The 21983-nt window shown below is 39.4% G+C and carries 24 protein-coding genes, 1 pseudogene and 1 other annotated feature; of the genes and pseudogenes, 3 read left to right on the top strand and 22 right to left on the bottom strand.

Annotated features, from left to right (window positions below):
- The first annotated feature begins 17 nt into the window (after positions 1 to 17).
- Positions 18 to 569, top strand: a complete 552-nt coding sequence (locus tag LI954_RS03085; protein ID WP_229443572.1) for a helix-turn-helix domain-containing protein — start codon at positions 18 to 20, stop codon at positions 567 to 569.
- Between the two features lie 47 nt (positions 570 to 616).
- The gene (locus tag LI954_RS03090; RefSeq protein ID WP_229443573.1) at positions 617 to 1771 is read left to right on the top strand and encodes a site-specific integrase; all 1155 of its coding nucleotides are present in this window, start codon (positions 617 to 619) and stop codon (positions 1769 to 1771) included.
- Between the two features lie 98 nt (positions 1772 to 1869).
- On the opposite strand, the gene sufB is transcribed toward LI954_RS03090, so the two are convergent.
- The 6 genes from sufB to LI954_RS03120 form a co-directional block, all read right to left on the bottom strand.
- Positions 1870 to 3264, bottom strand: coding sequence for a Fe-S cluster assembly protein SufB (gene sufB / locus LI954_RS03095; RefSeq protein WP_202064483.1), 1395 nt, complete (start codon positions 3262 to 3264; stop codon positions 1870 to 1872).
- A 169-nt stretch (positions 3265 to 3433) separates the two neighbouring features.
- Positions 3434 to 3895: a Fe-S cluster assembly sulfur transfer protein SufU gene (sufU, locus tag LI954_RS03100; RefSeq protein ID WP_229441671.1), complete on the bottom strand. Its 462-nt coding sequence runs from the start codon at positions 3893 to 3895 to the stop codon at positions 3434 to 3436.
- Positions 3882 to 5117, bottom strand: a complete 1236-nt coding sequence (locus tag LI954_RS03105; RefSeq protein ID WP_229443574.1) for a cysteine desulfurase — start codon at positions 5115 to 5117, stop codon at positions 3882 to 3884. Before LI954_RS03105 ends, sufU begins: the two co-directional genes overlap by 14 nt.
- Positions 5114 to 6400, bottom strand: a complete 1287-nt coding sequence (gene sufD / locus LI954_RS03110; RefSeq protein ID WP_229443575.1) for a Fe-S cluster assembly protein SufD — start codon at positions 6398 to 6400, stop codon at positions 5114 to 5116. The genes LI954_RS03105 and sufD overlap by 4 nt, the downstream gene beginning before the upstream one ends.
- A 17-nt stretch (positions 6401 to 6417) precedes the next feature.
- A complete protein-coding gene (sufC, locus tag LI954_RS03115) occupies positions 6418 to 7191 on the bottom strand; it encodes a Fe-S cluster assembly ATPase SufC (RefSeq protein WP_229441674.1) in 774 nt (257 codons plus the stop codon).
- Between the two features lie 346 nt (positions 7192 to 7537).
- Entirely contained in the window at positions 7538 to 8476 is a 939-nt protein-coding gene (locus LI954_RS03120) for an amidase family protein (RefSeq protein WP_229443576.1), read from the bottom strand.
- Positions 8477 to 9161: 685 nt separating this feature from the next.
- On the opposite strand from LI954_RS03120, the gene LI954_RS03125 reads away from it, so the two are divergent.
- A complete protein-coding gene (locus LI954_RS03125; RefSeq protein WP_229443577.1) occupies positions 9162 to 9689 on the top strand; it encodes a hypothetical protein in 528 nt (175 codons plus the stop codon).
- Between the two features lie 337 nt (positions 9690 to 10026).
- Here LI954_RS03125 and LI954_RS03130 read toward each other — a convergent pair whose 3' ends face one another.
- The 16 genes and pseudogenes from LI954_RS03130 to LI954_RS03200 all read right to left on the bottom strand — a co-directional run bounded on the left by LI954_RS03130 (position 10027) and on the right by LI954_RS03200 (position 21980).
- Positions 10027 to 10881: a MetQ/NlpA family ABC transporter substrate-binding protein gene (locus LI954_RS03130; RefSeq protein WP_202064505.1), complete on the bottom strand. Its 855-nt coding sequence runs from the start codon at positions 10879 to 10881 to the stop codon at positions 10027 to 10029.
- 17 nt (positions 10882 to 10898) lie between these two features.
- Complete coding sequence (locus LI954_RS03135) at positions 10899 to 11585, bottom strand: methionine ABC transporter permease (protein WP_202064506.1); 687 nt, start codon at positions 11583 to 11585, stop codon at positions 10899 to 10901.
- Positions 11578 to 12612: a methionine ABC transporter ATP-binding protein gene (locus LI954_RS03140; protein WP_229443730.1), complete on the bottom strand. Its 1035-nt coding sequence runs from the start codon at positions 12610 to 12612 to the stop codon at positions 11578 to 11580. The genes LI954_RS03135 and LI954_RS03140 overlap by 8 nt, the downstream gene beginning before the upstream one ends.
- 97 nt (positions 12613 to 12709) lie before the next feature.
- Positions 12710 to 12973, bottom strand: a binding site (T-box leader).
- A 58-nt stretch (positions 12974 to 13031) separates the two neighbouring features.
- Positions 13032 to 13358 carry a glycine cleavage system protein H gene (locus LI954_RS03145; protein WP_229441684.1) on the bottom strand — a complete coding sequence of 109 codons (327 nt, stop codon included), beginning with the start codon at positions 13356 to 13358 and terminating at the stop codon, positions 13032 to 13034.
- On the bottom strand, positions 13355 to 13714 hold the full coding sequence (locus LI954_RS03150) for an arsenate reductase family protein (RefSeq protein WP_229441685.1): 360 nt from the start codon (positions 13712 to 13714) through the stop codon (positions 13355 to 13357). The genes LI954_RS03145 and LI954_RS03150 overlap by 4 nt, the downstream gene beginning before the upstream one ends.
- Positions 13715 to 13734: 20 nt before the next feature.
- A complete protein-coding gene (locus tag LI954_RS03155; protein ID WP_229443578.1) occupies positions 13735 to 14919 on the bottom strand; it encodes an FtsW/RodA/SpoVE family cell cycle protein in 1185 nt (394 codons plus the stop codon).
- 1082 nt (positions 14920 to 16001) lie between these two features.
- Positions 16002 to 16421, bottom strand: coding sequence for a pyridoxamine 5'-phosphate oxidase family protein (locus LI954_RS03160; protein ID WP_229441686.1), 420 nt, complete (start codon positions 16419 to 16421; stop codon positions 16002 to 16004).
- Positions 16422 to 16833: 412 nt separating this feature from the next.
- Positions 16834 to 16974, bottom strand: a pseudogene (locus LI954_RS16310) (IS3 family transposase); the annotation flags it as partial.
- 443 nt (positions 16975 to 17417) lie between these two features.
- Entirely contained in the window at positions 17418 to 18245 is an 828-nt protein-coding gene (locus tag LI954_RS03165; RefSeq protein WP_229443579.1) for a peptidoglycan amidohydrolase family protein, read from the bottom strand.
- Positions 18232 to 18480: a phage holin gene (locus LI954_RS03170; RefSeq protein WP_202064515.1), complete on the bottom strand. Its 249-nt coding sequence runs from the start codon at positions 18478 to 18480 to the stop codon at positions 18232 to 18234. The genes LI954_RS03165 and LI954_RS03170 overlap by 14 nt, the downstream gene beginning before the upstream one ends.
- Positions 18477 to 18815, bottom strand: coding sequence for a hypothetical protein (locus tag LI954_RS03175; protein WP_202064516.1), 339 nt, complete (start codon positions 18813 to 18815; stop codon positions 18477 to 18479). The genes LI954_RS03170 and LI954_RS03175 overlap by 4 nt, the downstream gene beginning before the upstream one ends.
- A gap of 15 nt (positions 18816 to 18830) precedes the next feature.
- Complete coding sequence (locus tag LI954_RS03180) at positions 18831 to 20132, bottom strand: hypothetical protein (protein WP_229443580.1); 1302 nt, start codon at positions 20130 to 20132, stop codon at positions 18831 to 18833.
- Positions 20133 to 20175: 43 nt separating this feature from the next.
- Complete coding sequence (locus LI954_RS03185; RefSeq protein ID WP_229443582.1) at positions 20176 to 21072, bottom strand: hypothetical protein; 897 nt, start codon at positions 21070 to 21072, stop codon at positions 20176 to 20178.
- Positions 21073 to 21264 (bottom strand): hypothetical protein, encoded by a 192-nt coding sequence (locus LI954_RS03190; protein ID WP_229443584.1) that lies wholly within the window; start codon positions 21262 to 21264, stop codon positions 21073 to 21075.
- 49 nt (positions 21265 to 21313) lie between these two features.
- Positions 21314 to 21799, bottom strand: coding sequence for a hypothetical protein (locus tag LI954_RS03195; RefSeq protein WP_229443586.1), 486 nt, complete (start codon positions 21797 to 21799; stop codon positions 21314 to 21316).
- The gene (locus tag LI954_RS03200) at positions 21789 to 21980 is read right to left on the bottom strand and encodes a hypothetical protein (protein ID WP_229443588.1); all 192 of its coding nucleotides are present in this window, start codon (positions 21978 to 21980) and stop codon (positions 21789 to 21791) included. Before LI954_RS03200 ends, LI954_RS03195 begins: the two co-directional genes overlap by 11 nt.
- Between the last annotated feature and the right edge of the window lie 3 nt (positions 21981 to 21983).

The raw sequence follows: 21983 nt of genomic DNA on the forward strand, positions 1-21983 counted from the left end.
ATAGCTAGGAGGTATTTATGAACACCAATATTAAAAACAAAGAAGTTGGGCTACGAATAAAGAAAATTAGGAATAATTTGAAATTATCTATGAGGGCTTTTGGAGAAAAAATAGATAAGAATGCTTCGGGTGGTGCTGTTGGAAATTGGGAAAGAGGCGATAATCTACCTAACCAATTTAGACTGCATCAAATAGCCAATATTGGGAATGTGTCAATAGCTTACTTACTTTATGGAAAAGAGTTTCACCAAATTTTAAACGAAAAGATGGCTGCATTGCTTGAATGTGAAAATAAATTACATGAATTAGGGATCAGGTTGTCTATTTCATATATAGACGATCAATCATTAGACGAGCATAGCTACCTATCTGACGGAAAAAAATCATACAACTATAAAATTGATTCCACATTAGATACTTCGGATTCAAAAGAGAGCAATAAAAAAAATTCACATATTTCAAGTATTCCCAAAGAAAAGCAAGGTTATGTATATGAACTAATTCAAAACAGAAGGGATCTAATCAGGGAAATAAAAGATATTCTTGATGAGATGGAATACCAAAATTAAATTGATTTCTAAGATAGCTCCTCAATTAACTATTGGAGGAAATCAATATGGCAAAATTTAGTCAATATACAAAAAAGAATGGCTCTACCTGGTGGTCATACCAAGCTTATTTAGGCGTTAATGAATTTGGAAAAGAAATCCGTACAACACGGCGGGGCTTTAAAACAAAGAAAGAAGCACAATTGGCACTAAACCAATTGTTAGTAGATTATCAGAATGGACAGCATCAGCAGAACAAAATAATGACGTTTAAAGAGCTGTACGACTTGTGGCTTGAAAATCATCGGCTACGAGTTAAGAAGTCCACTGTAGCTACAAATAGACGTTTTATTGAACAGTACGTGCTAAAATATTTGGGCGACATTGAAGTAAATAAAATTTCTGTCGTACAATGCCAAAAAATAGTAAATAAATGGCATGAGAAGTATAAACAATATGCGTATTTTCGTAAAGTGACTGCACAAGTTTTACAATTTGGTGTCCAGCTAGAAATTTTAGCAGATAATCCCATGAGAAAAACGCTGCTTCCACGAAAAAAAGAAGAAGATACATTTCCCAATTTTTACACCAAAGAACAACTTGAACTTTTTTTCAGTTGTCTAGAAGAACACGTGAAAAATGATGGGCGTACTGGATTAAAACTTCAGGCTTTCTTTCGTATCCTTGCCTTTACTGGCTTACGAAAATCGGAAGTTCTATCTCTTCAATGGGAAGACATAGATTTTTTTAATCAACAATTAAAAGTTGGAAAAACTTTAGCTGTTGATGAGCATGGTCGAATAATCATTCAAACACCAAAAACAGAGAGTTCTACACGTACTATCGCATTGGATAGGATCACTATTAAGCTGCTACAACAATGGCGTAGTAATCAAATGGAGTGGTATTTAAAATTTGGCTATAATACTTCTTCAGAACAGCAATATCTTTTTACCAATAAATTTAATGAATTGTACTATCCTCAAGCACCAAATGATTGGCTCTATAATATTCTTGAAAAATACAACTTACCAAAAATTACGTTGCATGGTTTTCGTCATACACATGCAAGTCTATTGTTTGAAAGTGGTGCAACACCAAAAGATGTTCAAGAACGATTAGGTCATAAAGACATAAAAACCACAATGAACATCTATACCCATGTAACACCAAACAAGATTAAAGAAACTGGTGAACAATTCGCAAATTATGTTAACTTTTAAAATGAATCGTATTCAAAACCGTATTCACTGTGTAACAATAGATAAAAAAAGAAGCTAGAAATGCTATGAAATCAACATTTCTAGCTTAAAGCGTAGGTCTAGCCGACGCTCCCTTCCATCTCATACGAGATCAGTCTGTTCAATTCCACCGCATATTCCATCGGCAGTTCTTTTGTAAATGGTTCGACGAAGCCCATGACGATCATTTCCGTGGCTTCGACTTCGGTTAAGCCGCGGCTCATCAGGTAATACAGCTGTTCTTCTGAGATTTTTGAAACCTTGGCTTCGTGTTCCAAAGCGACCTGGCTGTTATGAATCTCGTTGAACGGAATTGTATCGGATTTTGATTGATCATCCATGATAATCGTATCACATTCGATGTGAGAGATAGAGCCGGCACTTTCTTTGCCGAAGGTTACCTGTCCGCGATAGTTCACTTCACCGCCATCTTTGGCAATTGATTTTGATACAATCGAGCTAGATGTATTTGGTGCATTGTGAATCATTTTCGCTCCTGTGTCCTGAATTTGGTTGGCTCCGGCGAAGGCAATTGAAAGCATCGTCCCGCGCGCTCCTTTTCCATCCAGATACACACTTGGATATTTCATCGTTGCTTTGGCTCCGAGGTTGCCGTCAATCCATTCAACAGTTGCTCCTTCGTAAGCTTTGGCACGTTTTGTTACCAGATTGTACACGTTATCTGACCAGTTTTGGATCGTTGTGTAACGCGTGTATGCATCTTTTCTGGTAAAAATTTCAACAATCGCCGCATGCAGACTGTTGCTTGAATAGGTTGGTGCGGTACAGCCTTCCACGTAGTGAACACTGGCACCTTCATCAACAATAATCAGTGTCCGTTCAAACTGACCAGTATTTTCTGCGTTAATACGGAAATAGGTTTGCAACGGCACATCTACACGTACCCCTTTTGGTACATAGATAAATGTTCCGCCAGACCAAACTGCTGAATTCAATGCCGCCAGCTTGTTGTCTGTCGGCGGTACAAGTTTGCCAAAGTATTCTTTGAACAGCTCTGGATACTCTTTCAATGCAGAATCTGTATCTGTAAAGATGATTCCCAGCTTTTGGAATTCTTCTTTCATGTTGTGGTAAACCACTTCTGATTCATACTGCGCGGAAGCGCCGGCTAAATACGCACGCTCTGCTTCCGGAATCCCGATTCGCTCAAAGGTTTCTTTAATTTTTTCAGGTACATCGTCCCAGTCTCTTGCCGGACGATCACTTGGTTTCTGGTAATATTTTATTTTGCTGAAATCGATATCGGACAAATCCGGTCCCCACGTCTGCATTGGCATTTTATTAAACTGTTCCAATGATTTCAGACGGAATTCCAGCATCCAGTCCGGTTCGCCTTTAACACGTGAAATTTCTCTGACTACATCTTCTGTCAGTCCGTTTCCTGTACTAAAGACCGGTTCCACATCATCGTGAAACCCAAATTTATATTCTTCTAACTCTGGTACACCGCTCATTGTTTCACGCTCCCTTTATTCTAATGTTGGAAAATTGAATAATACCAGTGCTTTCAAAAGTAAAAGTGCTCCTTTATCACTAGAAAGACTCTCTTCATTTTCCATCTCTGACTATTTCTTTATTTGAACTTATTCTACTTCGGTCTGCTTCATTACCAATAAAAGCGAATCAGCAGTGCAACTGTCCAGCAGTTCCTTCGCCATCATTTTCAATGGCCTGTTCCAATGCTTTCCATGCTAATGTGGCACATTTGATTCGTGCCGGGAATTTACTGACATTTTTTAAAATCAGTGCATCGCCTAGCTTATCTGCTTCAGGAAGTTCATTCCCCTGAACCAGCTGTGAAAAGTATTCTGCCATTTCTTCTGCCTCTGCCACAGTTTTTCCAATCACTGCATCAGTCATCATACTGGCACTGGCTGTGCTGATTGAACAGCCGCTGCCGGTAAATGCGATATCTTTGATCACATTATCCTGAATGTCTACTTGAAGCTCAATGACATCTCCGCAGGTGGGATTGTTCATTTCAATTTTTTTGCTTGAATCTGCCAGCGTGCCGTGATGATGAGGATGACTGGAATGATCCAGAATTACCTGGCGATATAAATTTTCTAATTTAGATAGAGCCATATTGGAAAAACTCCTTCGTTGCAAGAATTGCTTCAACTAAACGATCGGCATCTGCTTTCGTATTGTATAGATAGAAGCTTGCACGTACTGTTGCTGGAACATCCAAATATTTCAACAGCGGCTGTGCACAATGATGCCCTGCACGTACAGCCACTCCTTCCATATCCAGCGCAGTCGCCGCATCATGGGGATGCAGACCGTCCAGATTAAAAGCAATCACACCTGTATGCTCTTCTGGGCTTTGCGGTCCGTAAACCGTCAACCCTTCAATTGCCTGCAGCTTCGGCAGTACATAAGCGACTATTTCCGCTTCATGCTGATGAATGTTTTCCAGACCAATTTCTGTCAGGTAATCCACCGCTGTACCTAAAGCAATCGCCCCGCCAATATTTGGTGTTCCTGCTTCAAACTTCCAAGGAAGCTCTTTCCAGGTGCTGTCGTAGAGATTAACGAAATCGATCATTTCGCCGCCAAACTCAACAGGCTCCATTTGCTCCAGCAAAGCTCGTTTTCCGTATAATACACCTATTCCAGTTGGTCCGCACATTTTATGTCCGCTAAATGCATAAAAATCTGCATCCAGTTCCTGCACATCAACCGGCATATGAGGAACAGCCTGTGCACCATCGACGACCATAACAGCCCCGTTCTTATGGGCAAGCTCTGCCAATTCTTTTACCGGATTGATCACGCCCAAAACATTGGATACATGTGCAACAGAAACAACTTTTGTCTTCTCTGTAATTTGTCGTTCAGCACTTTCCATGTCTAGAAAACCATCCGGCGTAATATCAATATATTTAAGTGTTGCGCCTTTTCGTTCGGCCAGCTGCTGCCAGGGAATAATATTGGAATGGTGCTCCATGTAGGAAATAACAATTTCATCTCCAGCATTGACAGCCATATCTCCATAGCTTTTTGCAATCCAGTTCAGAGCGGTTGTTGTTCCACGAGTGAACAAAATTTCAGCTGTTTCTTTTGCATGAATCAGCTCTCTGACTTTTTCTCTTGAGGCTTCATATTCTTTAGTTGCCCGTTCTGCCAGTGTATGAACCCCCCGGTGAACGTTAGCATTATCATGTTCATAATAGTACGTCAGCTGCTCTAAAACAGCTTTTGGTTTTTGCGTTGTTGCTGCATTATCCAGATAAACAAGGGCCTCGTCATTGACTTCTTGAAACAATATGGGAAACTGCTGACGAATCTTCTCCACGTTTATCATGCGTTCAACTTCCTTTCAATCACTTCGATAAATTCTTTTTGGACTTCCTTCACAGGAATAGCTGTAATCACTGAGCCAAGGAATCCACGGATAACCAGACGTTCTGCTTCTGCTTTAGGCAGCCCGCGACTCATCAGATAATACATTTCTTCTGGATCGACACGTCCCACACTTGCTGCGTGACCAGCCGTTACTTCATTTTCATCAATCAGCAAAATCGGATTAGCATCGCCCCGTGCTTTATCAGACAACATAAGCACACGACTTTCCTGCTGAGCATCGGCCCCCTTCGCTCCTTTAAGGATATGACCGATCCCGTTAAAGGTCAGAATGCCTCGTTCACGGATAACCCCATGCTGTAAAATGTGTCCTACAGAGTGAGAGGCTTTATTGGTTACACGAGTGTCAATTCCCTGCGTTTGTCTGCCGGCACTGATTGCCACCACTTTTACTTCTGAATGAGAGGCTTCACCCACCAGATCAGAATCAAAGTCTGCCACCACATCGCCATCATTCAGCACACCCAACGCCCAGTCAACAGACGCATCACGCATGATGTGTCCACGGCGGTTCATGTAGGTCGTCAGATTTTCACCCAGCTGATCCATTGCTGAATATTTTACTTTTGCCCCTGCTTTGGCAATTACTTCAACCACAATATTGGCTGATACTTTTTCCTTGCCTTTGCCTGTCGTCATGAAGCGTTCCAGATAATTAATTTCACTGTGTTCATCTGCCACAATCAGTACATGCTTAAAGAATGACTGCTTACTTGTAGAATCCTGAATGAAAATTGATTCGATCGGTTCTTTAATAACAACATTTTTTGGTACATATAAAAAGACACCGCTGTTCATAAAGGCTGCGTGGAATGCAGTGAGCTTGTCTTCATCCACTAAAACAGCTTTCGTCATATAGTATTCTTTCACCAATTCCGGATAGTCCTTCATAGCTGTAAACAGGTCTGTAAAAATAACGCCTTTTTCTGCCAGCTCTGTTGAAAGCTGTTCAAAAATTGTCACAGTATTTTGTTGAACCAGTACAGGATTGTCTTTCATTTCTGTAAATTGAACGGCAAAGCCTGCATCAGGCATGTAGTCTTCCAGCTGAACATCAAGTAATGGCCAGCGATGAAACTTCACCCGCTCAATCTTTGGCAGTTCAAGTACATCTGTTTGCTCTAAAGCAGACTGACGGATTTCATTCATCCATGATGGTTCTTCCATTTGAGCTGAAAAAGCATTGATGTCGTCAAGATAAGTTTTTACATTTGTGTCTTTCATTTATCTTGTCCTCCTCCCTAAGCTTCCTCTTCTTTGTATTCAATACCTAATTCTTTACTGATTCCAGCATAGCCTTCTGCTTCAAGACGTTTTGCCAGTTCTGCATCGCCGGTTTTAACCACTTTCCCGTCCATCATAATATGAACTACATCCGGAGTGATATAGTTCAACAGACGCTGATAGTGCGTAATAATCAATGAGCCGAAATTTTCTCCGCGCATTTCATTTATACCTTTGGCAACGACCTTCAATGCATCAATATCCAGACCAGAATCAATTTCATCTAAAATGGCAAATGTTGGCTCAAGCATCAAAAGCTGCAGAATTTCATTCCGTTTCTTTTCGCCACCTGAGAATCCTTCATTTAGATATCTCTCAGCCATTTCTTCCGGCATATTTAACAAGTCCATTTTCTGATCCAATTTTTTCAGAAAATCCATCACAGAAATTTTATCGTCTTCATCGCGCTTGGCATTAATCGCTGCACGCATAAATTCAGCATTTGTAATTCCAGGAATTTCGCTTGGATACTGCATTGCTAAAAACAGACCCAGACGCGCACGCTCATCTACTTCCAGCTCAAGAATATTTTCTCCATCTAAAAGAACTTCACCCTCAGTAACTTCATAGTTTGGATTTCCCATAATCGCAGCTGATAAGGTTGATTTACCCGTTCCATTCGGTCCCATGATTGCGTGAATCTCACCTGTTTTCATCGTCAAGTCTACGCCTTTTAAAATCTCTTTATCTTCAATAGATACGTGTAAATTTTTAATTTCCAAAATTGACATGCATTGTTCCCTCCGCTTTCAAAATAAATATTTAATCGTTCTCAGTCATTTTATCCTAATTGATAATGAATCGCAATGTCTTTGCAACTAAGATTCCTGATTTTTCCATACTTTCTTAATATAAGGAAGCACTTAATTATACTATTTATAACTTAATAAGAACTTCGGATAACAAACAATAACTTAACAGAAAATGATAATTATTTGATTGCCATAGGTGACAGCACTTTTTTGAAAAAAATCATAAAATTTTCGCTAAAAAGCTCTCTTCAAAAAATTACCACAAAAAAAATACGATCAACCATAGCAAAAATACTTCCATGATTGATCGTGTACGACTCAACTATTATCCAAACTCTTTTGGATAATATTCCCTACAGTCAGAAAAGTAACGAGTGTAAGGATTTTTCACCTGTGACCATTCCTCAGAAAATTGCAGCATTTTGCTGATTTTCTTTGGTGTTGACTCACAAATCAACAGATATCCTACAGCAAATTCTTCTGCCGGCAAAGTGATCGCTGTCGCACCAAGCATATTGACAACACGTAAATTGCCTTTTTTTCCTTGACGCTGCTGTTCTTGCGTCCGCTGATCAAAATGTCCCAGTACCGTATCTCCTAGCCCATCTGTATCTATCGGTCCCTCTTTACTAATCAGTACATCGCAATTTGCCAGTAATTCTTTTAGCTTTGGCATCACACGTTCTCGTGCATCAAATTTGAAAGATAGATCCTTGACGGAGGTCTGCCCTTCCCAAGCGTCTATTTCCTTCTTTGAAAAGTCTACAGGATCATAAATAATCTCAATATTCATTTCACTTACCTCCTCAACAGGCAGCATGACGTTCACTACCTTCTTCAGCAAATCAAACTCTTCTGTGATAAACCCTAAAGAAGGCTGGAAGGCGATCCCATCGGTCGATATTTTACTTGTAAGCCTTTTCCTATTTTCTTGATCCAACAACGGACTAATAAAACCAATCAGGTTAACCGCCATTGCCGGAGCAAGGACTGAGCCGCCCCCATCTGTACCAATGCCAATATCATTGATTCCCAAAAGAACATTGATTGCCGTCCCGCTAGACGATCCTGTCATCGGTCGTCCAGTGTAAGGATTTTTTAAGTGAATGTCTATTGCTCGCCCTGCTGTTGCTGCACGATCCAACGTATGCAAATAGATACCAATTTCTTCTAAGGATTGAACAAAAGCTGATGATATTTGACTACGGTTTTTGACACCTGCATAATAGATTGACCCATTCTCTTTAAATTGGTCGATGATCATTGGATATACTTTTTCTACAGAATCATATGGATTTTTTAGAGCAATAAAGCTTTTTTTTGCACCTTCTATTGCATTTAATTGGCTCTATAATGCGGCTGCACGTTTCTTGGATTAGAAGCATAACTTAGTTTTTAATTTGGTCAACACATCAGTACTTTTTATAGTTGAAAAACCAAGAAATACTCATGCGCATAAAACGATATTACTCAATATCAAAATATTCGAAAAATTTTTTTACAAAAAATAATATTAAAAAGCTTTTTACATGAATAACACAGTCACAAAATCTTTAGAATCAAATGAAAATGAGATTGTCACTGAGAGTCTGGTATGCTCCCTCTATACAGGACATTGAAATATAAAAATGTCTTGTATAGGGGGAGCGCACCAGTCTTGCAATAAAGAAATTCTCTACCTGAATATAAAACACTTCAGAGAATACCTGTTGTTTCGTAGTATATAACTAAAATTTGCAGCCGCCAGCTTAAATTTTTCATTTCCTGATTATTTCAGTACAAAATACTCATACTGATTGATCAGCTTTCTTTCTCTTATTTGTACCTTTATGCAGTAGAAACAGATGTTTTTTTATAAATTAAAAATGGTATAATTAACCAGTATGGTGCTGGTTATTGTTTAAGTAATGTGCACTATACAAAAATTATTTAATAAAAAGGGGTATTTTATGAAAAAGAAAATTATTGGGGTTTTATTTGGTGCGTTAGTTCTCACAGGTCTATCTGCCTGTTCAGGGAATCCGTCCACGCAAGCATCCAGCAACAATGAATCAAGTGTGTCTTCTGAGTCTACCGAACAGCTGGCAGAAAGCTCATCATCGTCCAGCTCTTCAAGTGAAAGTAAAACAAGCGATTATGATCTCTTTTCACTCATGATTGAAAGTGCACAATCACAAATTCCTTCATTAAAAGAGCAATTGGGCGAGCAGTTTGGGGAGATCACTATTGAAGAAGGAGCAGATCATACAGTTATTTATAACTATACCTTTGCTCAAGAGCAGCCCTTTGAGATCGATGCTGAAGCAATGAAACCAACATTGGTTAAAGCATTGAAACCTGTATTTGATGGTATTGTAGCTGTAATCCCAGATGTGCAGATTGAAATTAACTATATGAATCCGGACGATTCTGTTTTAGCTACTTTTAATATCACACAGGAAGACATCGATCAGCTTGAAGATTCCAGTCAAGAGTAGCATTTTATTTAATAGAAATATGAGTAATGAACATTTTCAAAGGTACACAGGACTTGCTGAAAAAGATAGTTTAAGATGTTAAATAAAAGAAGGGATTCCTTGCCTGAAAGTACAGCTTTCAGAAAGAAGAATTCCTTTTTTTTATGCGTTTATTTCCCACAATTTTATTCTTATACCAGCAAACGACGGTCAGAACCTCAAAGCTGTCTTCCAGGCTCTGACCGCCATTTGAGTATCGATTTTCTTTCATATTTATTTACACTACGCAGAAAAAAGGCAACAAATCGCTGTTCAACGCGGATTTGCTGCCTTTTTATATTAATATATTAACTTTATATTATTCATTTACCGGTTTCACTGAGCCGTCCCATTTCTCAAGAATCCAGTCTTGGATTTCTTTACTGTGCAATGCATCAACCAGTTTTTGGATGGCTTCATTGTCTTTGTCTTCAGAACGGACTGCGATAATGTTCACATATGGTGAGTTGTCTGATTCAAGCAAGACAGAATCATTCACTGGATTCAGTCCGGCATTGTAAGCAAAGTTTGCATTGATTGCCACTAAATCCGCTTCATCATTTTGGTAAGTGGTTGCCAATAATTCAGGATTGACATCATAAACAAATTTCAGATTTTTAGGATTTTTGTCAATATCATCAAATGTCGCTGTTTCCAAGTCCACACCATCTTTAACTGTTACTAAATCAGCATCCTGTAAAATAGTGATCACACGACCCCAGTCAGATTCAGAATTTGAAGCAATTACAGTTGCACCCTCTTCTAAATCTTTGATATCATTGATTCGTTGAGAGTATAAGCCCATTGGCTCAAGATGAATACCGCCTGCATTCGCAAAATCATAACCGTTTTCTTCTACAGAAAGATTGAAGTAAGGAATATGCTGGAAGTAGTTCGCATCAATTTCCCCATCAGCCAATGCTTTGTTCGGTAAAATATAGTCATCAAATTGTTTGATCTGCAGATCAATGCCTTCTTTTTCCAAAAGCGGCTTCACCTGTTCCAAAATTTCAGCGTGCGGTGTTGGTGATGCCCCTACCGTTAAAACTGTTTTTTCTGCTTCACTATTGGCTGTGTTTGAGCCGTCTGTACTACCGCTGCCATTGCTGCCGCATGCAGCCAAGCCAAAACTTAAGGTGATAATTGCCGCTAATCCTGCTAATTTTTTCTTCATAATTAATTCCCCCATTTTTATCGTTTGTCTGTTCGTTTTGCCAGAAAATCTCCGACACCCTGAACAATAAATACTATCAATAAGATAATAACTGTCGCCACAAAAGTAACGGTCAGATTATTTCGTTGATATCCTTCCTGCCATGCCAAACCACCAAGACCTCCGGCACCAATCGCTCCGGCCATTGCCGTAAACCCAATCATTGAAACAGTTGTTACTGTTAAACCTGAAATCAGAGCCGGAATACTTTCCGGAATAATCACTTTTCTGACAATCTGCCAGTAGCTGGCACCCATTGCTTCCGCTGCCTCAACGACACCGGAATCCACTTCACGAAAAGCAATTTCAACAAGTCGAGCGTAAAATGGTGCGGCTGATAATACCAGCGCCGGAATCGCTGCTTTTGCACCAAGCATTGAGCCTACCAGTATTTTTGTAAATGGTATCAGCAAAACCATCAAAATCATAAATGGTGTTGAACGGAAAATATTGCTGATAATAGAAACTGCGGTATATAAGAACTTGGCATAGGACTTTTCATTTTTCCCTGCCGTATAAAGCAGCAACCCCAAAACCAAACCAATCACCAGTACACAAATCATAGAAAGGACTGTCATATAGATGGTATCAACAAATGCCTGCTGCAGCGTTTCTGTATTCACCCTGCTGAAATCAAAATACGTTTCCACGAATCCCTTATCCATGATGAATCACCTCCACGCCAACTTCTTTCTCCTTGAAAAAGTCCAGAGCATTTTCAACTTCTTTATCCACTCCGGTAATCATCACCGTCAACGAACCAAAAGCACCTTCTTTAGTCTGCTGAACCTTTCCATGAACCACATTGATATCAATATCAAACAGGCGAATGGCCTGAGAAATTATCGGTTCATTGGCATTTTCTCCTTTAAAGTGGAGGGTCGTTACAAAGCCTTCCGGATTTTCACTAATCAGTTCAGAAAGCAATTCCTCCAAATTATCTTCCGGGTCCAGTTCTCTCTGAACAAAACGTTTCGTCACTTCCTGCTTAGGATTCCGGAAAACATTTAATACTTCGCCTTCTTCAACAGTTTTCCCAAGCTCCATCACAGCAACCCTGTTACAGATTTTTCTGATAACATGCATTTCATGAGTAATCAGCACTATGGTTAAGTTCAGTTCTCTGTTAATCTCCAGCAGCAAATCCAGCACTTCATCCGTGGTCTGAGGATCTAACGCACTCGTTGCTTCATCACAAAGAAGAATTTCCGGATTGTTTGCCAACGCTCTGGCAATCCCGACTCTCTGCTTCTGTCCACCTGACAGCTGACTTGGATAAGCATTTCCCCGTCCTTCAAGTCCGACTAATGTCAACAGCTCCTCTGCTCTTTTCAGCCGCTGTGCTTTAGGAATTCCTGTCAGCTCTAAAGGCAGCATGATATTTTCAACAATCGTTCGTGACCATAGCAAGTTAAAATGCTGGAAGATCATCCCGATTTTCTTTCTGAAACGTCTTAAATCTGCCGAACTCAATGAAGTGATTTCCATATCCTGAACCACAACTTCTCCTTGGGACGGAAGCTCCAGCCCATTCAGCAAACGAACCAGCGTACTTTTCCCTGCTCCGGAGTAACCGACAATTCCGTAGATATCCCCTTTGTCAATGGACAACGAAACATCATCTACTGCTGTTACTTTCCCTGCTTTCCCGGAAAATTCCTTTTTTACATGACGCAGCTCAATCAAAGCCATGCTTTTCACTCAACTTTCTCTCTTTGTAATCAATCTTTCCTGCTTAATCAGAAGCACTAAAAAAGCTCTCATCCTTCTACTGATATTTATTTATCAATACAAGGACGAAAGCTGATTCTTTCGTGTTACCACCTTTATTCGCAGTTACCTCACAGTAACCGCCTTATACAGTACTTGCCGAAACCTATCGTTTCTCATCGCATACTGCGGTGCTGTAACGGGCACTCCCGTAATAAGTTCACATCTGCTCACTCATTCTGCTCTAAGACCATCTTCCATTCCAAATCTGTTACCTCTTTCCAGCAAATCAAGGCTCTCTATAAACATTTTTGACATGTACTCTTCTTTTCAGTGCTTTCTTTTTATTAAACAACGATTGATGAAATTATAGCAACATCACTCTCACGTGTCAACGATTTTTACCGGAAATCTTCATTCACATCAGAAAATATAGCCAACCAGGCATTACTTTCTTCCACGTCATCCAGTACCGCAGGATCCTTGTCAGCCCCTTCATTAATATGAACTATAGTTCCAGTCAGCGGACTTGAAAATTCACTGACAGATTTCTCCGCTTCCAGTTCGACAAATGCATCGCCCTTGGTCAACCGCTGTCCTACTTTTGGCAGTGTAACAAAACTGATACTGCCCAAGTCATCCTGTGCCTGATTTGTCAGACCCACTTTATATCCCTCGGGTGTTTTTTCAATCCAGAGATTGTCAATGACTGTTCTTTCCGTACTCATGCCTTGAAAGCTCCTTCGTAATCGGATTCCTTAAACCCGTTCGTTATAAATTCACCATCTTTAACTAAAATAGGTCTCTTATTTAACATCCCGTCTTTTGACAGGCGTTTGCTTGCTTCTTCCACAGAGAAATCGTTGACGATATCCTTCAAGCCCTGCTCTCTATAGTGACCGCCGCTAGTGTTGAAAAATCGTCTCACAGGCAACGGACTTTTATTCATCCACTCTGTCAGTTGTTTTTCTGTTGGCGGTGTTTCAATCATATTAACCGTTTTATACTCTACTCCTGAGGCATCCAGCCAAGCCTTGGCTTTTTTACATGTTGAGCATTTTGGGTACCAGTAAAAAGTATACATTTTATTCCCTACTTTCAGATTTAATATTCTAGACCTGTTGACGCTTCCTTTTGGTATTTCATCGAAAGTATTAGTCCCACACCGATCATATTTCCCAGTATTGAGGAACCGCCCTGACTGATAAAAGGCAGAGGAATCCCTGTTAAAGGAAGCAGACCAATGTTGGCGCCAACATTCTCAAATACGTGGAAAAGAAGCATCATAATAATTCCTGTTGCCACATACGCATAAAATTCATTATTTGTTTCGAAGCAGACACGAATCATTCGATAAATCAATATAAAGTATAACAAAATGATGAAACAACTTCCAATAAAACCGAAATTCTCACCAATTACTGTAAAAATCATATCTGATTCCCGTACAGGAACATAAACGTTGCTGACGTTGAAGCCTTTACCAAACAATCCGCCTGACCCAATCGCAATAATGGCACTGGCCGGCTGGTAGGAGCGGGTAGGATCACTGTGGAAAGGATTCAGCCACAAGTCAATTCGCTCAAACTGATACGACTTAACCCCTACCTTATACAATAAATCTCTTCCCATTTCTGTAGTTACGAGATAAATGACACCTCCGCCAACTATAATTCCGACCAAAAAGAACGGTAAAATAATCTTCCATGATATACCGGACATTAAGAAAACACCGGCAAAAATTGCAACGAAAACCAGCATTGTCCCAAAGTCTTTTTGCAAAAGGATCAAGACAATCACAGGGAGTGTCACCATCATCAGTTTGGCAATCAGCCAGCCGTCCGTTTGCAGCATGCGGTCTTTATAACGCACATTGTGCATAGTCACCACATAGGCAAGCATCAGCGCAAAAGCGATTTTCATCAGCTCCGAAGGCTGAAAAGTCATCCCGCCGATACTGATCCAGTTTTTTGATCCGGTCAGTTCATCCAGATTTTTGTCATAAAACTTCAGCAGCAGAAGCATCATCAAAAGTCCAATCCCATAAGCAAATGGTGTCATTCGCCACAGAAGTTTAGAATTGAAATGCATGATAACAACTATTGAAACGGCTCCGATTAGATACCAGATTCCCTGCCGCATCAGCATCGGAAAAATTTCCGGTCGATTTGGGTCATGTGTCAGCGCTACATATAAAGATAAAATTCCGATCAATGATAGTAAAAAGACCGGTAGTATAAGTCCATAATCAATGCGATTATCCAGATTTAATTTTCTTGTTTTGTCCATTTGTCATCTCTTTTCTTTAAATCATACGCTCTTTATTATATCGCCCTTACCCCTGAAAAGAAAGTACAGACTTGGAGATTTGAAAAAAACTTTAATTCCTTATTTTCGGATTTGCGAAAAGTCTACTACTTTTTTTTACCCAGCACTTTCTCGGCAAATTTTACAGGTTCGCCTATTTTAATCCTCATCACATCGGTGTAAACAAAAAGCGGAAAATAGTGCACCTCAGAAGCAAGAAGCTGAATTGAAAAAATGCTCGATCCCTGAATTATTTGAAATGGCTCTATCATTTTGAAGAGGGGAATCCTGCATTGGTACTGCCAATTCTGGGAAGTTGCCAAAAGAAGATGACGGCTTTTGTCATGCACTGAAAGTAGATCTTTAGAATCCATATTCCTCACAGATGTAAACGTGGAAAGCTGTAGAAATAATCTATGCGTTGGGTATTGAAGACTGAAATTATCCTACGATTCAGGGAATTTTATACTTTTTGGAAAGTGAAAAAAATTTTTCCACAACAAATAAGTTTACATTATCCCACCCAAACAAGAATTATCACCCGATTCCTTGAAGGCATGACTCTGTTTATCTGCCTGAGAATAGCCAAATACCATATGTTCTGCCGGGGGTGTGGATTATGCTGAAAAAGGTCAGAGCTTTACAGCAAATGTGAGCTGATTATTCAGGAAGCTGTTGTTTATTATCTGGAGCACCGCTGCTTTTAGACATTTATGTCATAACGAGTTATATCCGCATGACAGATTATTTGTGAAAGAATAAGCGAACTGATTTTAATCACGACGATGACATTGAAAAGAAGCTGGAGCTGGACATCCAGACAAGGCTTAAGAATAAAGCAGAGAACTAGGCAGATGAATGACTAATTGAATGTACTCTTTCTGCCTAACTTTTCATAATTATCCAAACAAGGATTATTTCAATTAATAACCTGCTTAGCCTTTTTCAGTTCTTTTTGCTGAATGATTTTTTCTATATCCTTTGTTATTACCGGGGTTGTTTAACCCAAAATTTTATAGTCCCGTTAACATTAAAAAAAGACCTCGAAATGAGGTCTTGGTTTTCTATTCATCAAGTTCTGCGGCTCTTGTTTGTCTCCCGCTGTGGATTTTTACCGCTAGCGTTTCAAATGAGATAATAACTGGATACTTATGGTTCAGTTCCTTTTGATATTCGGCCAGCTTATCTTCAATTACTTTATAATCCTCAATTTCATGAATCGTAAAGCGTCCTTTCAGCAGCAGACTTTCTTTCGCTTCTTCTTTAAAACAGCAGACACTCCCCATTGAGTTATTCTCCACATTTTGGGCTGTTTCACCCTCACCGTCAATATAAAATTTCAGACTGTACATCCCATGTCGGATAATCGGTGCCGAAACGACAATCATACCCGGAAATCCGTTTCTGTCAATAGTACTTAAAAGAAATGAACTGCCTTCAGATAACATGCATTGCGCTTTTTCACTTAATTCCTGAATATCCATATACTATCTCCCTTTTATAAAAATCCAGTTTATAATTCTTATTATATATTTTTTTTTACCAATAAAAAACACTTTTCTTAAAATTCAAAATAAAACAAGTATCTTTTATCACAATCATACCAAAAATAATGGTTTTAGAAAAAATAAAACACATCATTTGTTTAAGAATATTTCATTTGAAAGAGATATCCTATCATTTGATAAGAAGAAACCTGCTTGTCAAAGTAATTTTTGTGAGCTACCCGTCAATAGGACAGTGAAATAATTAAATATTTTGAAAGCTACTCTTTAATTTGTGAAGGGTAGTTTTTTGCTTTATTTGAAGAAACAACTGTCGCATTATCGTTTGACTGTCGTATAAGTTTTATCTGATAAATTGAACTTATTTATCAGATAAAACTTATACAAGAACTTAAGCTGCTTTGTAGTCCTGGTTGTGGTATTCCATTGGTGTCAACACTTGTAATTTTCGCTGGTAACGACCATTGTTGTAGTAATCAATATAGGAGTTGATCATTGTTACTAACTCGTTACGATTCGTAAATTTCTTACCGTAATATTTTTCTCATTTAAGTATCCCCCAAAAACCTTCTATGCGGACCATTCAATACATTCTTTTTTTAGAAAATCTATTTGATTTTAATCGTTCAAATGTCCAAATTGGTTATTTTCAATTGGTTCTTGAATTGAAAAAATTTGAGCCTTTTTAGAATTTTTCTTTTTAATATACTTTTCTTTCATTCTATGATATTGGCCAAAAAATTTCTATGTATCTGTTTGGTGAGACAAACTCCTATTACCAGTATAAAATACTCCAACAGAAAAACGAGGTTGTGACAGAAGTGTTCTGTCTCAAGAAATAAGTCGGAATATACGAAAATAGCTACTCATATTTTCAGTATAGTTCGACTTATTTCCGAAGAGACAGCTTCTGGAACACCGTTTATTCGGCTTTAGGGATCTCAGACATACTTATGTCACAGTTCCGTTCATTCATTATCTGTATACCAAATGCTTTTTATCCCAGGTACTTAACCAAACCTGACCGCCGTTTTTGAATTGAATAGAGCTCCAGTAATAGTTGCCGCTGCCTTTTTGCGCCTGACTCACACTGCTCACATTACTTTTAGGGATAATAAAATAACTTCCCTTTTTTGTAACCTGATCAGCAAGTATTTTCCCATTTTCATCAGTTAATATAATATCTGCACAGGCTATGCCGTTCTGGGTCCAGTTAAATTCAACTGGACATAAATAATCACAACGAATCTGCCAAATGCCGTTGACGTGTGCCAATTCATTCACCTGATACACTTTATTCTCGTTTTTTTGCACAATTTTTGACGTAGTTGTATTTTTTGAGTCAGAAGTATTCGTACTTTCAACACTTCTTGGGTATCGGTAGATCGTAACAGCCGGTTTGCCATTATAGCTCCAGATTGTATCGTGATCATTGACTGTGATGCCGTTATAACCAAAATTGCAGTGGATCATCTGATCATTTGAATCAACAAAAATCCCTGTGTGACCATTTGCTCCGCCGCTGGCTCCACGACTTCCCCAGATAAAAATATCTCCGCGTTTTACATCGTAGCTTCCTTTTGAATTCAGTCCGAGCTGTTTCCAGCCGTTTGATTCCAAATGTCCAAATAATGAATCTGTATTTCCCATTGTGCCGGATGGTAAAAAACTGCCCGCTGCTAAAGCGAAGTAAACCGCCGAACTACAGTCATAACTATCCGGACCTAAACGTCTGTTCATGGAATACGTTGCTTTCCCTTTCCGATCATCCATCCATTTAATCATTGTCTCAAGATTCGCCATCTTTTTTCAGCTCCTTAAGCAGTCCATCTGCTTCAATGGCAGGTTTAGTAAAGCTGTTGTTCTTCCACCATGCTGCAGTAGTTGAACCAATTGTAAAAAGTAAAGACACGATCTGATACACATCATCTTCGATGATATCAAGCGCGCCTTTCCCTGTAATTGCCAAGATTTGATTAAATAATGCTAAAACTAAAACGACCGTTCGTGCGATCGTATCTTTTGTTACCTGTTTCATTTGCATCGCTCCTTTTTAAATAATGTTTTGATTCGTTCATCATGCTTAATCACAGTGTCTTCAATCTCACCTATTTTTCCATCATGGCTATCCAGGCGTTCAACTACCTCAGAATGACGTTCATGAATCCAATGCGACTCCTCTGCTACATTTTCCGATAAACGTGTGATAGCTTCAGATAAACCGTCAAGATTTCGCCTGATTGGATCAGTTATATTATCTTTGATTGAAGCATAGGCTTTTCTGGTAAGCCATACCAGCCAAGCTCCGACAGATCCTGCAACTGCAACAACTGCAGCAATTTCTGCAATTGTCAGACCAAAAAATTTCATCACACACCAACTTTCCTGTTAAATAATTTTTTCAATATAGGCAATGATTCCTGTTCCGGCTGATTTATTCATCATTGACGTCATCTCATACAACGTCTGCCTATCACCGCGAATTACTGCAATAAAATGTGTATACGTACTGAGCATCGCCGATCCGTAGCCCAAATATATGGAATCCGTATCCAGTGCCTTGCTTGTTTCTTCAAATTTCAATACAATCGGGGCGTTTCGACTGTTTCCCCCTGTCTGCTCACGACTGCCATAATCATAGAAATGATTGTAGTAGTAGGCAACTGTAATATCCTCTACACCATTGTTGCTGACAAAGACACCCCACTGTTCATTTGCCTGTTTTACGAGTGAAAATTTTACCTCGTCTAATGTAGCACTGTATTCAGTGTCGGCATCGGTGTCAAGTGAATTAGCCAACGTGATTCTGTTGGAAGAGCCTGTTGCTGTAATGTCTCCTGTCCCAATAAGCGACTGCCCATTTACCGTTTTAAAGCTTGGCTTATTTCGAATATAGCAAGGCGACTTCTCATTTTCTTCCTTATAATCCGACTGAATCAGCTGATACGAATAATAACGCTTCGAAGCTGAATCCTTACTGATTAGAACTGCACTGTATTCTTCAAGCACATCAATATCAGCTAACTCCAAACTAAATTGAGTGTAATCCTCCTGTTCCAGATAGATTCCTTCATACCGCTTATCGGTCAGCACCCCACTGGAACGATGCCAAAAAGCTGCTGCAATAGCTGTCTCATGATTACCTGCTACTGCAATTTGTACACTCTCTTCAGTAAAGAGCGTTTCTATCACTGTCAGCGGCAGTTCAGCAGAGATGACATTATTTTCAATGGTGATGTGCTCACCAGCAGTCAGCCCCTCTTGTTTATTGTTCCAGATCATTTTTTCTTCTGTAGTCACATGGATCGCCTGATCCTCTATATGCTCAATGAACGTTTCCAATTCATCCTTTATTTCTTTCATTCCCAAATTAGTCGCCAACGTATTCATATCCAAATCCGCCTGAACATTATATGTGCCGCTCCCGATTATTTTGATGTTTCCATCCTTGTTTATGATCTGCGTGGGCTGAGCATCCCCACTACTCCCCCCAGCATTTATCTGAACCATTCCTGTCCCTTCATGATTTAAAACCCAGACAGATTCGTCTGGCAAAATATATGCATGATCTCGGTTTGCTTCCTTAATATCGGACAGTTTGTTGACTGGTACTTCCCAATAGCCTTCGTCACAAAACTCCGGTAACACGGGGCTTTGCTTCGTTGAATCACATATTACTGGTCTCTTCATTCTTTTTTCTTCCTTTCTAAACTTGTTTGCTGAGCTTCAGCTCTTACGCCGTTACATACGTCATACTGATAAAGTGCGTATTGCCGACTCTAAAATTGTAGGTCGGACCAGTCGACACATCAGAAGTGTTTACCAACATGATCTCTCCATTTGTTTCAATAATAACCGCTGTATTGGCATAAATTACCGTACTTAGATTTTCAGTTACTATATTTACAGCCATTCTTACTACTGGAAAAAGTTCAGGGTTCGAAATTTCACTGATTTTAAAGCGGGCATTTCTGCTAAAGGAGAAGGCCTGCTGACTAACTAAATTCACATAAAAAAATACTGTTCGTCCCTGCTTAATAATATTTTTATCCTGTGTTGAAAAGTAGGTAGTACTTTCAAAGGTAACTGTCTCTGACTTATCCAGATATTCCGAACCCCTGCCTCCTATCGTTAGATTCCTGCTGCCCAACAGGCGTTGACCGTTAATTGAGCCAGAAACTAGCTGATCCTGTTTGGAGGAAAGATTAGCGGATATCGTATCATCGACAATAATAATATAGTCGCCAGCAGTTAAAACCTCCTGTTTTCCATTACAGGCTGCTTTATCCGCTGCAGTTACATGGCTTTCTTCATTATTCATGTGAGTAGTTACTTTCTGACTGTCGGCAGCTGAAATAATATTTCCTGAAATGATATTATTTTCTCCTGCATTCAATTTTTCCTGCTTAAGATCCCATTCTGCTTTTTTCTCATCTGTTATATGCACACTAGAATCACTAAGATGCTCATCAAATTCAGCTTTCAATTCTTCGATGCCTAAATCTACTTGCAGTTCCGTCCGATCAAGATTTACCTGAACATTATGTGTGCCGCTTCCTGAAATCTTAATATACCCGTCATTGTTTCGGATGAGTGTTGGCTGACCGTTTCCGCTTCCACCTCCATTCAACTAAATCATTCCGTTTCCTTCATGATTTAGAACCCAGATAGATTCGTCCGGTGAAATATATGCGTGGTCACGGTTGACTTCTTTAACTTCTGCCAAACTGGTTACAGGTACCTCCCAGTAACTATCCTCACAATATTCAGGCAGCACCGGATTTTTCGAATTTAAATCACATATTACTGGTTTTACCATCATTAACTTCTTCCTTCTACTCATTCAAGAACTTTCGGCTTCTTCTTATTTTTTACACTAAAATCAATGGTCGTTCCTTCAGAATATCTGCAAAACAAGCAGCACACTCCGTCACTTCCACACCTAAAAATTTGGCGACTGAACGGATAAACAAATTATTCTTAGTTAAATAACCGGATAGCAGCGATTCATCCTCATCACTCACTTGCCAAGCTTCAAACGCCGTCATCATAGCAATTCCCAAATGCTTCATTGTGCACCACTGCTCTTTATCGCCAACCGCCCCATACAGATTAAATAAATACAACATGTCCTCACGACGAAGTGTCGCAAGTACCTGAATTTCTTCTTTCAATTCACTGATTTTGACAAACTGCTGCTCCAGAATTTCTTCCTTCTCAAGCGCAATAAGTCCATTTTCCAATTCCGAAATCCGTTTTTCCAGTAATGTCTTCGTGTGCATCTCCGCACTGGCAATCTGCACAAAGCTGCGGATAATATCTTCTGCAATCCCATCTGTGCTGTGCTTATTTTCCATTGGTTTCACCAGCCTTCCTGTATCTGGCAATTTCACGCTGCATTAACAGCTGTTTCTGCCTTTGTTCATATGCAATTGCTTCACTTTCCACCTTAAACAGCTGGATGATTGTCTGATAATCTTTCGGATGAGCGGTCAAGTGGACCTTCATCTTTCCGGCTTTTTCCTTGTACCTGTTCATTCC

This window comes from Enterococcus sp. CWB-B31, assembly GCF_020567645.1.
Classification (GTDB): domain Bacteria; phylum Bacillota; class Bacilli; order Lactobacillales; family Enterococcaceae; genus Enterococcus_L.

Excerpts from the sequence above, each read along its gene's own strand:
- LI954_RS03165 (WP_229443579.1), bottom strand. The coding sequence starts at position 18,245 with ATGGCGAATCTTGAGACAATGATTAAATGGATGGATGATCGGAAAGGG.
- LI954_RS03105 (WP_229443574.1), bottom strand. The coding sequence starts at position 5,117 with ATGATAAACGTGGAGAAGATTCGTCAGCAGTTTCCCATATTGTTTCAA.
- sufD (WP_229443575.1), bottom strand. The coding sequence starts at position 6,400 with ATGAAAGACACAAATGTAAAAACTTATCTTGACGACATCAATGCTTTT.
- LI954_RS03180 (WP_229443580.1), bottom strand. The coding sequence starts at position 20,132 with ATGAAGAGACCAGTAATATGTGATTCAACGAAGCAAAGCCCCGTGTTA.
- LI954_RS03145 (WP_229441684.1), bottom strand. The coding sequence starts at position 13,358 with ATGAGTACGGAAAGAACAGTCATTGACAATCTCTGGATTGAAAAAACA.
- LI954_RS03195 (WP_229443586.1), bottom strand. The coding sequence starts at position 21,799 with ATGGAAAATAAGCACAGCACAGATGGGATTGCAGAAGATATTATCCGC.
- sufU (WP_229441671.1), bottom strand. The coding sequence starts at position 3,895 with ATGGCTCTATCTAAATTAGAAAATTTATATCGCCAGGTAATTCTGGAT.
- LI954_RS03090 (WP_229443573.1), top strand. The coding sequence starts at position 617 with ATGGCAAAATTTAGTCAATATACAAAAAAGAATGGCTCTACCTGGTGG.
- LI954_RS03140 (WP_229443730.1), bottom strand. The coding sequence starts at position 12,612 with ATGGCTTTGATTGAGCTGCGTCATGTAAAAAAGGAATTTTCCGGGAAA.
- LI954_RS03155 (WP_229443578.1), bottom strand. The coding sequence starts at position 14,919 with ATGGACAAAACAAGAAAATTAAATCTGGATAATCGCATTGATTATGGA.
- sufB (WP_202064483.1), bottom strand. The coding sequence starts at position 3,264 with ATGAGCGGTGTACCAGAGTTAGAAGAATATAAATTTGGGTTTCACGAT.
- LI954_RS03200 (WP_229443588.1), bottom strand. The coding sequence starts at position 21,980 with ATGAACAGGTACAAGGAAAAAGCCGGAAAGATGAAGGTCCACTTGACC.
- LI954_RS03170 (WP_202064515.1), bottom strand. The coding sequence starts at position 18,480 with ATGAAACAGGTAACAAAAGATACGATCGCACGAACGGTCGTTTTAGTT.
- LI954_RS03130 (WP_202064505.1), bottom strand. The coding sequence starts at position 10,881 with ATGAAGAAAAAATTAGCAGGATTAGCGGCAATTATCACCTTAAGTTTT.
- LI954_RS03120 (WP_229443576.1), bottom strand. The coding sequence starts at position 8,476 with ATGATCATCGACCAATTTAAAGAGAATGGGTCAATCTATTATGCAGGT.
- LI954_RS03125 (WP_229443577.1), top strand. The coding sequence starts at position 9,162 with ATGAAAAAGAAAATTATTGGGGTTTTATTTGGTGCGTTAGTTCTCACA.
- LI954_RS03190 (WP_229443584.1), bottom strand. The coding sequence starts at position 21,264 with ATGATGGTAAAACCAGTAATATGTGATTTAAATTCGAAAAATCCGGTG.
- sufC (WP_229441674.1), bottom strand. The coding sequence starts at position 7,191 with ATGTCAATTTTGGAAATTAAAAATTTACACGTATCTATTGAAGATAAA.
- LI954_RS03150 (WP_229441685.1), bottom strand. The coding sequence starts at position 13,714 with ATGTATACTTTTTACTGGTACCCAAAATGCTCAACATGTAAAAAAGCC.
- LI954_RS03160 (WP_229441686.1), bottom strand. The coding sequence starts at position 16,421 with ATGGATATTCAGGAATTAAGTGAAAAAGCGCAATGCATGTTATCTGAA.
- LI954_RS03135 (WP_202064506.1), bottom strand. The coding sequence starts at position 11,585 with ATGGATAAGGGATTCGTGGAAACGTATTTTGATTTCAGCAGGGTGAAT.
- LI954_RS03085 (WP_229443572.1), top strand. The coding sequence starts at position 18 with ATGAACACCAATATTAAAAACAAAGAAGTTGGGCTACGAATAAAGAAA.